12 protein-coding genes and 2 pseudogenes are annotated in these 13,545 nt (G+C 44.1%); 7 read left to right on the top strand and 7 right to left on the bottom strand.

Features of this window, described 5'->3' with window-relative positions; translation table 11 throughout:
* Positions 1–83 precede the first annotated feature (83 nt).
* Positions 84–1,073, bottom strand: coding sequence for a metal-dependent hydrolase (locus J2S25_RS17890; protein ID WP_052807073.1), 990 nt, complete (start codon positions 1,071–1,073; stop codon positions 84–86).
* A 273-nt stretch (positions 1,074–1,346) separates the two neighbouring features.
* Entirely contained in the window at positions 1,347–2,489 is a 1,143-nt protein-coding gene (locus J2S25_RS17885) for a glycosyltransferase family 4 protein (protein ID WP_307192531.1), read from the bottom strand.
* Positions 2,490–2,962: 473 nt separating this feature from the next.
* On the opposite strand from J2S25_RS17885, the gene J2S25_RS17880 reads away from it, so the two are divergent.
* From J2S25_RS17880 to J2S25_RS17865, 4 genes are all read left to right on the top strand, one after another.
* Positions 2,963–3,100, top strand: a complete 138-nt coding sequence (locus tag J2S25_RS17880) for an FbpB family small basic protein (protein WP_128721570.1) — start codon at positions 2,963–2,965, stop codon at positions 3,098–3,100.
* A 5-nt stretch (positions 3,101–3,105) separates the two neighbouring features.
* Positions 3,106–3,903, top strand: coding sequence for a TerC family protein (locus tag J2S25_RS17875; RefSeq protein WP_044395598.1), 798 nt, complete (start codon positions 3,106–3,108; stop codon positions 3,901–3,903).
* Positions 3,904–3,983: 80 nt separating this feature from the next.
* Positions 3,984–5,309: a hemolysin family protein gene (locus tag J2S25_RS17870; protein ID WP_307192530.1), complete on the top strand. Its 1,326-nt coding sequence runs from the start codon at positions 3,984–3,986 to the stop codon at positions 5,307–5,309.
* A gap of 103 nt (positions 5,310–5,412) precedes the next feature.
* Positions 5,413–6,027, top strand: a complete 615-nt coding sequence (locus J2S25_RS17865; RefSeq protein WP_044395602.1) for a LysE/ArgO family amino acid transporter — start codon at positions 5,413–5,415, stop codon at positions 6,025–6,027.
* 63 nt (positions 6,028–6,090) lie between these two features.
* On the opposite strand, the gene J2S25_RS17860 is transcribed toward J2S25_RS17865, so the two are convergent.
* From J2S25_RS17860 to J2S25_RS17845, 4 genes are all read right to left on the bottom strand, one after another.
* Positions 6,091–6,273: a YvrJ family protein gene (locus tag J2S25_RS17860; protein ID WP_044395604.1), complete on the bottom strand. Its 183-nt coding sequence runs from the start codon at positions 6,271–6,273 to the stop codon at positions 6,091–6,093.
* A 71-nt stretch (positions 6,274–6,344) separates the two neighbouring features.
* On the bottom strand, positions 6,345–6,563 hold the full coding sequence (locus J2S25_RS17855; protein WP_044395606.1) for a DUF2922 domain-containing protein: 219 nt from the start codon (positions 6,561–6,563) through the stop codon (positions 6,345–6,347).
* A gap of 36 nt (positions 6,564–6,599) precedes the next feature.
* On the bottom strand, positions 6,600–6,815 hold the full coding sequence (locus J2S25_RS17850) for a DUF1659 domain-containing protein (protein WP_044395608.1): 216 nt from the start codon (positions 6,813–6,815) through the stop codon (positions 6,600–6,602).
* A gap of 225 nt (positions 6,816–7,040) precedes the next feature.
* The gene (locus tag J2S25_RS17845) at positions 7,041–8,777 is read right to left on the bottom strand and encodes an ABC transporter ATP-binding protein (protein WP_307192529.1); all 1,737 of its coding nucleotides are present in this window, start codon (positions 8,775–8,777) and stop codon (positions 7,041–7,043) included.
* Between the two features lie 379 nt (positions 8,778–9,156).
* Between J2S25_RS17845 and J2S25_RS17840 the strand changes: the two genes are divergently transcribed.
* The gene (locus J2S25_RS17840; protein WP_307192528.1) at positions 9,157–11,334 is read left to right on the top strand and encodes a beta-propeller domain-containing protein; all 2,178 of its coding nucleotides are present in this window, start codon (positions 9,157–9,159) and stop codon (positions 11,332–11,334) included.
* 81 nt (positions 11,335–11,415) lie between these two features.
* Here J2S25_RS17840 and J2S25_RS17835 read toward each other — a convergent pair.
* A pseudogene (locus J2S25_RS17835) lies at positions 11,416–12,705 on the bottom strand (GntP family permease); the annotation flags it as partial.
* Between the two features lie 140 nt (positions 12,706–12,845).
* Between J2S25_RS17835 and tnpA the strand changes: the two are divergent.
* Positions 12,846–13,204: pseudogene (tnpA, locus tag J2S25_RS17830) on the top strand (IS200/IS605 family transposase); the annotation flags it as partial.
* Between the two features lie 33 nt (positions 13,205–13,237).
* Positions 13,238–13,545 (top strand): helix-turn-helix domain-containing protein (locus J2S25_RS17825; RefSeq protein WP_307192527.1); only part of this gene is annotated, 308 nt, incomplete at its 3' end.

Below are 13,545 nucleotides of genomic sequence, written 5' to 3'. Positions count from 1 at the left end.
ATGAGTTCTTATCCTAATCTTACAGGAACAACCTTAAAGAATTCTTATGTGGTTGTTAAATAAATGTAAAGAAAAAAACGGATCTAGGATGTCATCTTTTTCAGGTTTTTGATGATATTTTTATACTGCTTTAAGGAATTCATCATCCCAATATAGCTGCTTTGTTGTTTTTGATCCGCTGTGAAAAAAAGAATGGCCGCATTAGGGAAAAATTTTTTCGAGCGGAATCGCAAGTCTTTCCAGAAAACAAAGTATCCAGCGTTTCTTTTTTCGGCAAAAGGGTACGCAAAGTGTGTGCTAGAAAGAAAATCAGCCACATTTTGGTGAGCTCTGCTACTAAGAATGAGCTCCGGGTAATGGATTCTTTTGGAAAGAGTGTGCTCGACAACCATACTGTCAAAAGAATGCGTTCCAAAGAGAAAGTCTGCATCCGTTTCGATGATGACATCCCATCGGAACCATCTAATATGCGGAATAAGCTTGATTCTTTCTGCATTAGTAAAATGTTTTTTTAATTGCCGCTGTGTCAGGACGGAAGAAAAGACACGAATGGCAAGGTATACAAAAATGATGGCATAAATGATCAGGAAGATTGGTCCGGAACCAAACCAGAAGATCAGCACGAACCCGATAAAATGTGTCAGAAGGATAAATGGGTCAACAAGAGGGATCGCGTCAAAGGCGATCCAGCTTCTCGAGAACGGGAGCAATAACTGAGTACCATGCATGTTGAGCAAATCCAAAAGCACATGCAGGACGACAGCAAGCAAGACCCAGACGAAAAGGCTCACGAAGGGAATCCCAGGAAAGAAGGGAAGAATGGCCGCAGAGAGGGCCAGGCCCCAGATAGGTTGAGCGGGCAAGGAATGCGATTCTCCTCGATGGTGCCGATAATAGCATCCTTTTCCCCTGAACCGGTAGACGATATCGAAGTCAGGTGCATTCGAACCAAGCACCGTACCAATCAAGACGGCCTGGGACAGGGTTTCACTGGAAGATACCGCAGGATCCAGAGTCGCCAATGCGCCAAGACCTGCGCCAATCACAATATGAGAAAAAGTATCCACGCTCATCACTACCTTCATTTAGTATCAACACATGCGCATGTTTACGGGCTGGGTAGGCGTTATTTGACAGGTTAGGGCTCTTAAGCAGGAAAGCTGCCAAATAACGAAGGTTTCTTGACAGGTTAAGGCTCTCGAGATGCAAAGTTGTCAAAATAACCACTAGTTCCTATTCAGTAACCCAGCTCTGCGCCCGACCCCTCTTGACGCGCTAGACTTGCCAGCCACGAGAAGTAGCACTTTTGGGTGGGCTACGCTGGTCGAGATTACCCAAGTTTCTTGTTAAGCGTGTTGGGAGATTTCTTTTTCGGTTGTGACATCTTGGTAATGCCAAAGCATTTCCTCAAATATGGTATCCCAGCTTTGTCCCAGGGCGTACAGCCTTGCTTCTGCGCGGAACTTTTTTCTGAGCCGGGAATTCTTTAAAAGGAGGACAATCGCTTCCGTAAAAGCTGTTACGTCTCCAGGTTCACAGGTGAAGCCGTTTTTCCCTTGCTTGATGATGTTCTTCACTCCTCCCGCATTTGAGGTAACCGCTGGTGTTCCGCTAGCTAGGGCTTCCAGTACGACCATGCCAAATGTCTCGGTCGATGATGGGAATACGAATAGATCCGATATCGAGTAGATTTCAGCCAGATCTGTTCCGGTACGGTATCCGGTGAAGTTCATGTTTACGGGTGCTTTTTCCTCCAACTCTTCCCGCATTGGGCCATCGCCGACGATCAGCCAGTCAATTTGGTCATTGAGTTCAGGTGGAATGCTGCTGGCGATTTTCATTAAGGTGCGAAGATCTTTTTCAGGAGCGAGCCTGCCGACGAAACTTAATGTATATCTTCTGGACAATCCGTATTTTTCCCTAACGGACTCTTGGTCGTATCCGGGATGAAAAAGAGCGCAATCGACACCAGCAGGGGCCAGTACGGTATTTTGGAAGCCACGGCGCTTCAGCTGTCGAATCGTTTCATGGGAAGGAACAAAGATTTTTTTAAAAGGCCTGTGAAACCAGTTCATATACTTCAACAGGGAATGCGACAAAAATGAAAGATTATAGAACTTCAGGTAGTCGTCAAAATTCGTATGATAAGAACCGACGACTGGGATATTCAGTTTTTTCGAGAGATAGAGGCCGCAAAGTCCCATATTGAATGGGGTAGCAATGTGAATGAGATCAGGAGCGAATGCTTCAAGTTCAGCTTTGATGCTGCGCACATTTGGAAACGCAAAACGTAACTCTGGATAGAGGAAAAGAGAAAAGCTCTTAAAGCGGTGGATATGCTCTGAAATATATTCACCAGATCGGGATTTCGGAGCAAAAATCTTATAAACAATCCCCTTGCTCTCCAAGTATTGAGTAAAGTGTTTAAGGGTGATCGAAACTCCATTGATATCGGGATAGAAGGTATCTGTAAAGATAGCGACTCTCATAAAAAATCCTCCTGTTATACGAAATGGGGGAAATGGCGAAATGTTTGAAACAGCCAGGCTTCCAATCTCCAAACACAAAACAAAATGCCCCTCATCCTAATTCTATATGGTAAATCCTCCATTTTTTCTTAAAGTATTGTAAATTTGTTTTAAGTTTTTGTAAGGGAAGGAATGGAGTAGTGAATAATAATCGAAACAATTTCTCTTGACAGTACCCCTGTCCATGATTTATATTGGATATAATTATTTGAATAGTTCTCCTAAAGGGGAGTAGCTTTTACAGCAGAGTCGTCATTCCGGAGGTTGTATATCTCCCGGCTTTGTTGGCAGCGTGGACGTTGTTAGCAAGACCTTTGCCTTTTTGGTAAAGGTCTTTTTGATTTTTAGAGACCTTTGCCATGTCTGGTAAGGGTCTTTTTCTATGAAGGAAAACAGGGCTTTCAATAATACAAAACGAAAAGGAGCTGGTGAAAGTGAGAAAGAAAAAAGTGTCTTATGAGGAATTACTGAAGGCCAATCGACTTGAGCTTTTGGAAAATCAAAAGCAGTTGGAGAAAATTGAGGACCGGATTGAAGCTAGGCGTTTAGGTGTTAAAAACGGAAGGAGGTAACGGAATTGGAACTGACGATTTTATTTGAATACGGTTGGGTATTGCTGCTTTTGGTGGCTCTTGAAGGATTGCTGGCAGCGGATAATGCATTGGTATTGGCGATCATGGTCAAGCATCTTCCGGAAGACGAGCGGAAGAAAGCTCTTTTCTATGGTTTGGCAGGAGCATTTGTTTTCCGCTTTGCTTCCTTATTTATTATTTCTTTTCTGGTCGATGTCTGGCAGGTACAGGCAATCGGAGCAATTTACCTGTTATTCATCGCAATCAATCATATTGTCAGAAAGCTTTATTTTAAAAAAGTGACAGATGGTGATCGAGCTGAAACAAAGAAGTCGGGATTTTGGGCAACCGTGTGGAAGGTTGAACTGGCTGATATCGCTTTTGCGGTGGACTCGATTTTGGCGGCTGTTGCCTTGGCAATGACGCTTCCGAACACAAACCTGCCAGCGATTGGCGGAATGGATGGCGGCAAATTCCTTGTTGTTTTTGCTGGCGGCATTATCGGTCTGGTAATCATGCGTTTCGCAGCAAACTTGTTTGTGAAATTGCTCCAGTCAAGGCCGAGTCTTGAAATTGCTGCGTTTGCGATTGTCGGCTGGGTAGGTGTCAAATTGACTGTTTTGACGCTGGGACATCCAGACATAGGGATTCTGCCATATGACTTTGCCCACTCGGTACAATGGAAGCTGTTCTTCTATACCGTTCTAGTTGGCATCGCTGCAGCTGGCTGGTTCCTGGCGAAAGGAAAGGGTCCAAATGATAGGCATCGAGAATCAGAATATCAGGAAAAGTTCCAAGGCTAGCATAGAATGCTTCCACTGATACAGGTCTGGATGATTTATGGTACAATCATGTAAAAGATAAATTTGGAGGTAGAGCCCTTTTGGGAACTGAAATAATCGTGTTATTGATTCTGATTGTCCTGAATGCCTTTTTTGCAGCATCAGAGATTGCCTTAATATCGTTAAATGATAATAAAATCAAAGTGATGGCAGAGAGCGGCGATAAAAAGGCGAAACTGCTGTATAATCTAACCGCCGAACCAAGCCGCTTTTTGGCAACGATTCAGATTGGCATCACCTTGGCAGGATTTCTGGCAAGTGCGTTCGCCGCTGAGAGCTTTGCCGGTGGAATGGCTAGCTTCCTTGGGGAGCTGGGTGTTCCGCTTACACAAAGTATGCTGGAATTGGTTTCTGTCATTACCATCACCCTGATGCTTTCCTATTTCACCCTCGTTTTGGGTGAGTTGGTCCCAAAGCGGCTGGCACTTCAGAAGGCTGAACCGATTGCCATGTTTGCCGCTGCCCCTTTGACGGTTTTATCTAAAATCTCATCCCCTTTCGTCAAGTTTTTGACACTGTCCACTAACGGAATAGTCAGGCTGTTCGGGGTTGACCCGAATGCAGATGAAGAAAATGTGACCGAGGAAGAGATCCGGATGATGGTCGATGTTGGCATGGAAAAAGGGACGATCCAGGATTCAGAAAAGATGATGATCAACAATATCTTTGAATTCGATAATAAGACGGTCTCCGACATTATGACCCACAGGACCAATATTGTCGCGCTTTCCATTGAAGCTAGTCTGAAAGAGACAGTTCAGCTTGTCAATCTGGAACAGTACACGAGAATGCCCGTTTACGAAGGAGACATCGATCATATCGTTGGGATCCTTCACACAAAGGACTTGATTCAGTTTATTGAATGTGTGGATCAAAAAGAATTTGACTTGAGAAGCATGCTTCGTGAACCGAGCTTTGTGCTCGATTCCATGAGGCTCAACCAGTTATTCAAGGTGATGCAAAAAAGCAATATCCATATGGCGGTTGCCATTGACGAATACGGTGGTACCGATGGAATTGTAACTATTGAAGATTTGATCGAGGAAATTGTCGGCAATATTGCCGATGAATACGATGAGCTGGAACAAGATAGTGCGGAAGTGGAACAGCTTGGCCCTAATCATTATGCAATGGCCGGGACCCTTCATCTGTATGAAGTGGAAAATCTTCTGGAAATAGAGCTTCCTAGCGAGCATTTTGATACACTTAGCGGATTCGTGCTCGGCCAGCTTGGATATATTCCTGATCAAGGTGAAAAGCCGGAAGTTAAATTCCAGGACATTGTTTTTACGGTCGATGAAATGGATGATCGAAGAATCGCCCGTGTCAACGTACTTTTAAAGGATTCCTCTTCAGCAGCAGAATAATAGTATAGGATGATTTCCTGCCGTTATGGAGCATGGGCGCTTATCCCGTGCTTCCTATTTCTTTAGTATGCGTTGCGAGAAGCAACAAATGGGAGCGCTTTTGATGTTAGAAGCATTTATTCATGGATTTATTCTTGCATTGGGTTTGATTCTGCCACTTGGTGTTCAAAATGTTTTTATCTTTAATCAAGGGGCATTGCAGTCTAGATATAGGAATGTGCTGCCAGCTGTTATCACGGCTTCTTTATGTGATACCTTGTTAATTTCGATATCTGTTTTAGGAGTATCCTTGCTGATTCTTGGCTCATTTTTGTTTAAAGTGATCCTGGTCAGTGGCGGAATCTTATTTTTAGTCTATATGGGATGGACAACCTGGAACAGCATTCCAAACAAGGAAGAAAATTCTCTCACAACGGAATTTTCTATCAAAAAACAAATCCTATTTGCAGCCTCTGTTTCATTACTGAACCCGCATGCGATCATGGACACTGTCGGGGTAATTGGTACAAGCTCCATCCAATACCATGGGGCAGAAAAAATCCTATTTGCGGCTACAGCAATTTTCGTTTCATGGATTTGGTTTTTTGCCCTTTCTTTCATGGGAAGGATTGCTGGGAAAATGGATAAGTCAGGAAAAATCCTGCTGATTCTGAATAAAATATCAGCATTGGTTATGTGGGCGGCCGCAGTCTATTTGTTTTTCTCTTTTTATCAATAGAATAGCATAAAAACGGCGTGCCAGTTGTTGTCAGCTGGCACGCCGTTTTTAAGTTGAATTCGTTTAATTCTGGGTGACTTTGGCTGGGTAAATCGGCTCAAGTTCCGGCTTTTCCTGCAGTTTCGCTGGCAGGCTTTGAATGGATTGGACGACGGAATCAAGCTTTGCTTCAATCCGATGAAGCAAATATAGCGTCACAACAATCGGGAAGCCCACATCGCTAATGAATGGAATTAGCTGCTCCATTTGCGATTCCTCCTTTCAAGTTTAAGTAGGACAAGAGCCGGTCCCATAAAGTAGACCGGCTCAAGCTTTAATTAGATCAGTTGATAGTCGGTTACATTGCGTTCGACGACACGTGCGCTGTCAACGGCAACAAGGACGCCGGTGGTTGGCCGGAATGCATTGGAAGCGATGATCTGCTCCATTGCCAGCTTGACAGCAGCTGGATCGATCGGCTCTACAGGGTTATCGACTGTTAACTTGGCGAATTTGCCAAGATCCGTCGCGAATTGCAACTCAAGAGTTTTAGCCATATGTTTCACCTCCTATTAGATTGATAGAATGCCAGATTAGATGATATCGAAGCTGTCGTTACGCTCCACTGAGCTTAACAAGTTTGCGCTCAGGCCACCAAGAGCCAAAGCAGCTTGCTGAACTTGATCAGCAGTTGCTTCCTTCGTCACATAGCGGTACGTTTTTCCTTTGAAGATCGGTTCGCCCTTCTCATCAAGACCAGCCTCGAACACAAGCCTCATATTCGAATCCTTCAACATTGCCATTGCCATTTGCTTCACCTCCTTTCACCTTCTATATACAGTTGGGGAGGGGAAAAGGACAGGGGGATGATTTTAAAAAAATGAAATAAAGGGCTACCACTTTGACAATGCAATCGAAAATTGAAAAGCTTCCCAAGCTGCGGGGAAGGTTGCAGAACGATATGAAAAAAGGAGGTCAGCCATCGCGGCGTACCTCCTTTAAATTGTTCATGCTAGCGGCTTTTTAAAAACATATTACTTTGCCAGCTGCTGCTCGGAAAATTCTCTGTATAAGTTATGCGACTGGATCAATTCCTGATGTGTGCCAATTCCGGTCACTCGTCCTTTTTCGATAAAAACAATCTTGTCGGCATGGACGATGGTGGAAAGTCTATGGGCGATCACGAATGTTGTTCGGCCTTCCATCAGCCGGCTGAGTGCCTGCTGGACGATACCTTCAGACTGGCTGTCGAGGCTGGCGGTCGCTTCGTCCATCATCAGGATTTTCGGGTTGCGGAGGAAGGCGCGGGCAATGGCAATCCGCTGCCTTTGTCCGCCAGATAACTTAACGCCCCGTTCGCCGACTTCGGAATCAAGGCCTTTCGGAAAATCTGCGATGAACTGGTCGGCATATGCCATTTTTGCCACTTCCCAGAGACGATCATCCGAAATTTGATTTCCATTTTCCAGTCCGTAATACAGATTTTCACGAATGGTTCCAGCCATCATCGCACTTTCCTGTGAGACATAGCCGATTTGGCTTCGCCATGAATTTAGTGAAAGCTGCTGAATGTTCGTATCACCAATCCTGATTTCTCCTTTAGTTGGCTCGTAAAACCGTTCAATCAGGCCGAACATCGTTGTTTTTCCGCCGCCACTCGGTCCCACGAAGGCAACCATCTGACCAGGCTGTGCTTCCAGCGACACTTTGTCGATGACCGGTTCCTCTTCACTATAAGCAAAAGAAACCTGTTCAATCGTAATCGGCTTATTGCTGATGTCCAGCTCAACACCTTCAGCAATTTCCTCAAGAGGCTGATCCAAAATCTCGATAATCCGTTCAGTTGCGCCTTTCGCTTTTTGCAGCTGGGTGAAGAACATCGCAAACGAGGTGATCGGCATGATAATCTGGAACAAGTAAAGCAGGAAGGCAATGAGCGCACCAGTCGACATCGTTCCGTTCACCACGCGCATGCCGCCATAGGCGATGATGATGACAATAACAACCATGATCATCAGCTGCATAATCGGCACGATCAAAGCGAAAATCCTTGCTTCCTTCAACCCGTAGTTGAACAGTTTACCGATTCCGTTAACACCGTTCTTTTCTTCGATTTTTTCAGCGGTCGAAGCCTTCATTAACCGAATCTCCCCAAGTGTCTGGGTGATGTGACCGGTGAAAACAGCGGTCTCATCCTGCAGTCCCCGTGCGATTTTGGCCATTTTCCTGCCAAGCGGAATCATGATGGCAAGGGTCAACGGAACAGAAGTGAGCATCAGCAAAGTCATTTTCCAATCCATCACAAGCAAGATCACGACAGCGCCAATGATCGAGATGATACCCGTCGCGAAATTCGGGAAGTGGTTCGTGATCAACTCCTTGACAATGCTGGTGTCATTCACAATTCGGCTAACCGTTGCACCGCTGGATTGCTTGTCAAAATAACGAATCGGCATTCGGATCAGCTTTGACCACATCCGTTCACGCAGGCGCGCCACCACTTTCTGCCCCACGTAACTAAGCAAGTAGATCGAAACTCCGCTTATCACGGCTTGAATGATAAAGGCAGCTCCAATAGCGAGGACAAGCGGAAGGCTGATTGCTTCCACAGAAAAACCATCCACAAGGTTCTTCGTTAGGAGCGGTACGACCAGGCCTGCCAGAGTCGTGATGATACTGGCCGCCATCCCCATAAAAAGAGCAGCCTTTGGAATATTTGTTGATAAAATCAGTGATAAAAAAGGTTTTAAGCTTGTTTGCTGTTTCTCCATTACTATTCTCCTATTCGTTCTGGTTGATTTCATCATAAACGACTTTTTGCACAGAAGGAAATATGGGAGTAACTTAAGGATATTTGCCACAAAAATATTCATGCAATCTAAAACGTGCATATGATGAAGCTCATCATGACGCCCTTACAAGTCTACCTAACCGACGGCTTTAACCTAGAAAATATCTTTGAGAATGGGAAGAAGTGAAATTATTCAAAACGAATGCTTTTATACAATGAATAGTCAAACAGAATCCTAGCCCATCAAGTTATTCGATCCGCATTTTCGCAATTTTTCCGCTGTAAAATATTAATTTAAGGTAAAACATGAAACACAAGCCAGCATTCCCCGTCTAATTTTACAAGGGGGTTGAAAAAAGATGAAGAAATGGTGGATTATCCCTATTTTATTGCTGGTTTCCTTTGCTTTCGTAATGTTCTATTCATTGTCCCAGTTCAAAGTCGTGAATGCTTTGGATGAGGAGCATGTGGTGTTGCCGAATAAAGTCTGGCAGCTGCAATTTTCCAGTAAGCTTGATGAAAAGAGTCTTGACTCGGATTTAATTTATGTCACAAATGATCAAGGGAAAAAGCTCGACACGAAACTGGAGTTTGGGGATGACGGCACATCGATTATCATTCACCCTCCAGAAAATGGCTATGACTCCAAAGCAAAGGAATATGCCGTTCATTTTAACAAGGGAATTAAATCTGCGCTGGGAAGGGAGCTGAATTCTGCCCAGACGTGGAAGTTTGTTGTAAAAGAAACACTTCCGACGGTTGGCACACAAGAGAATCTGGCGAGTTATTTTGAAAAGATCCTTGATGCGGAAAAAAAGGAACGGGGCTGGTTTGGAGGTGTGAAGGATTCCTTCACATCAAGGGAAGATAATGCGAAAGAGGAATCAGTAGCTGCCGATAAATCGGGAGGCAGCGGGGAGGTATCCGAAACGAATGTCCAGGTTCAGGGCGTTGATGAAGCGGACATCGTTAAGACTGATGGTAAGAGTATTTTTCAGGCAGAGTATGATAAAGTTCGGATTATCCAGGCGGTACCAGGTGCTCAGATGAAAGTATTAGCGACGATTCGTTATGAACAAAATTTTTCAGCGAGCGAGCTGTTCCTGCAGGGGAATCAGCTGGTGGTCATTGGACATCAGTACGAGGAAATCCATAAGTCAAAGGAAGATATCGCCAAGAATTCACTGGTTGCTCCGATGATGAACACAACGGCAATCATTGTTTACGATGTAAAAAATCCTGCTGATCCGAAACAAGTCCGTGAAGTTAAGGTGGAAGGTTCTTATGTATCTGCAAGAAAAGTGGAAAACTTTGTCTATCTCGTCACGCAGCATTACCCGGACTACTGGCTGCTGAAGGAGAATCGGGGGATTGATATTAGGCCGAAATTCACCGATACCGTGCTAGGATCAGAGGAAAATACAGTCACGTATGACGATATTCACTATTTCCCTGAATCACGTCAGCCAAACTATACGATGATTGCTGCACTTGATCTCGACCAGCCAAAAACGGAAGTTGCCATGACAACCTATCTTGGCAGTGGCAACCAGTTTTATATGTCCAAGGAAAACCTGTACCTCGCTGTTGAGGATTATGGTGATATGAAATTAAACGAGCGCGGTGTCCTTGCGCCAGATACCGATGTTCATAAATTTGCGATTAAGGGCATGGAGGTTAAATACCACAGTTCCGCCACCGTACCGGGAACAGTGCTGAACCAATTTTCGATGGATGAACATGATGGTTATTTTCGAGTCGTTACGACGAAAGGGTATGCATGGGATGAGAAGCGGCCATCTTCCAACCAGCTTTCTATTCTCGATCAAAACATGAAGGAGACTGGGAAGATCGAAGAATTGGCACGTGGGGAAAGAATCTATTCGGCCAGGTTCATGGGGGACCGTATTTATATGGTGACTTTTAAAGAAACGGATCCGCTGTTCGTGTTCGACGCAAGCGACCCGGCTAATCCGAAAGTGCTGGGTGAATTAAAGATTCCTGGCTTCAGTAACTACCTGCACCCATACGATGAGAACCACCTCATCGGTTTTGGCCAGGATACGAAAGCCGTTGCGGAAAAAGGCTCCACGCAACCGCGAATCCTCACAGACGGCGTAAAGATTTCGCTTTTCGATGTGAGTGATATGAGCAACCCGAAAGAGAAATTCACGGAAGTGATTGGCGGACGAGGCACGTATTCATCGCTGAACCACGACCATAAAGCCTTATTATTCAATAAAGACAAGGGCCTTTTCGCCTTCCCAATCTCGGTTTACCGGAACACTGACAAGAACGAATATGAGCAACTCTTTGAATATCAAGGAGCCTATGTATATAATATCGATCCTGTCAACGGTTTTAAGCTGGAATCCAAAGTGAGCCATATTTCCGGCGATATGCCCAACTACGAAGACTGGGAGCACCAAATCCAGCGCCTGCTCTATATCGGGGATACACTGTACGCACTATCAGCTAAGAAAATCACAAGTCATAAAATCGGCAGCTATGAAAAAGTTGGAGAGCTGAAATTTTAACAAACGTGGACCAACTATCGGATAAAATCGAGCGCGAAACCAAAACGGCCAGCCCTTCTATAGGGCTGGCCGCAATTTTTTTTACACAAACATGCTAAGCAGAAGGACAAATCCTAATCCAGCAATGGAAATAATGGATTCTAATAGTGTCCAAGTTGCGAATGTTTCTTTCATGCTAAGACCGAAGTATTCTTTGAACATCCAGAAGCCTGCGTCGTTTACGTGGGAAGCGATCAAGCTTCCTGCTCCTGTCGCAAGTACAACGAGTGCAAGGTTCACGTCACTTGTGCCTAGCATTGGAGTCACGAGGCCAGCAGTTGTCAAAGGTGCAACTGTTGCGGAACCAAGTGCAATGCGCAGGATAGCTGCAATAATCCAGGCAAGCAGGATTGGGGATAATGAAGTACCATTAAAAAGTTCCGCTACATAGTCACCGACGCCGCCATCGATCAATACTTGTTTGAAGGCACCGCCTCCGCCAATGATCAATAGCATCATGCCGATATGAGAAATTGCGGTTGTACAGGAATCCATCACCGTCTTGATTGGAATGTTACGGGCGATTCCCATTGAATAAATGGCGAATAATAGGGATAACGTCATGGAAGTACCAGCGTCACCGATAAACCGAATTGTAGCTAGGACACTATTATCCTCGAATCCGACTGTTTTTTGAAGCAAGGTAAGGATTGTAGCGATTGACATTAAAATAACAGGCAGTAATGCTGTGAAAACACTGATGCCAAAGCCAGGTGTTTCTTCGAGTTTAAAAGTTTTTTGCTCTCCTAAAGATGCGATACTACCAGTTTTGTTGAATGATTCAGGTACAAGCTTCTTTGCGATTTTTGTGAAAATAGGTCCTGCTAGAATGACCGTTGGAACCGCAATGATAAAACCGTAAAGCAATACTTCGCCGATGTTTGCGCCAAACTCACCAGCAATAACGGTTGGACCAGGGTGAGGAGGCAGAAAACCGTGTGTTACAGATAAAGCAGCAGTCATCGGAATACCGAGATACAAAATAGAAACCTTTAATTCTCTTGAAATCGCAAAAATGATGGGAATCAATAATACTAAACCTACTTCGAAGAATAGAGCAATACCGATAATAAAGGAAGCCACAATGACGGCCCACTGAATGTTCTTTTCACCAAATTTATTCACAAGTGTCATCGCGATTCGCTGGGCACCGCCGGAATCCGCGATCAATTTGCCAAGCATTGCACCAAGACCGAAGACTAATGCCAGGTGACCAAGGGTTCCGCCTAAACCAGTTTCAATGGTTTTGACAATATCCCCCAATGGAATACCAAGTGCGATGGCAACACCGAATGAAACGATGATCAAAGAGACGAAAGTATTTAATTTTAACGGATTTCCGAAAGAAGTCTCCCATTCTCAAGGAATGGGAAGGGCTAAAGCCCAATGAGTAGGTGGGAGATGAATTTTGGTTGGCTTTAGCCAAAGGCTTGGGTATAATCGGTCTTAGATAGAATAAAATTGATTTATCAATGAAATTAGACAGTAATAATATTCAGTATTCTTAATGTATTCCCATCTTGTTTTGGTAGTAAAATATCGCAGATAAGTGTTCGACAGTGAAATATCTGATTTCGCAAAAGATAAGTTCACTGAAATCGGAAGTAAGTACAACATTTCTTTAGTGGAATGGAATCATGATAAAGACCCTATTCACATCTTATTCAAAGCACATCCAAACTCTGAATGATCAAAGTTCATCAATGTTTATAAGAGTGCAAGTTCTCGATTGATAAAGAGAGATTTTCCACCTATCAGAAAAAAGCTATGGAAAGAAATGTTCTGGGCAAGGATTTTCTGCCTGCTTACAACAGGCGGTGCTCCAATTGATCGAAAATCAAGGTCAAAAGTGAGGCGAATGGATATGACCAAACAAAACAAAGCTTTCAAATTTCGATTGTTGCCAAACAAAGAACAAGCCTTATTTTTAGCCAAAACTTTCGATTGTGTTCGTTTTGTCTATAACAAGATGTTAGCTGAACGCAAGGACACCTATGAGAAGTTCAAAGACGATAAAGAAGCACTTAAAAAACAAAAGTTCCCGACTCCTGCCAAATACAAAGATGAATTTCCATTCCTAAAAGAAGTGGATTCGCTAGCTTTAGCGAACGCACAAATCAATTTGCAGACGGCTTATAAGAATTTCTTTGAAGGAAATGCAGAATTTCCAAA

The organism is Mesobacillus stamsii (assembly GCF_030814065.1).
Taxonomy (GTDB): domain Bacteria; phylum Bacillota; class Bacilli; order Bacillales; family Cytobacillaceae; genus Mesobacillus; species Mesobacillus stamsii.
This window is presented reverse-complemented; position numbering and strand designations above follow the sequence as displayed.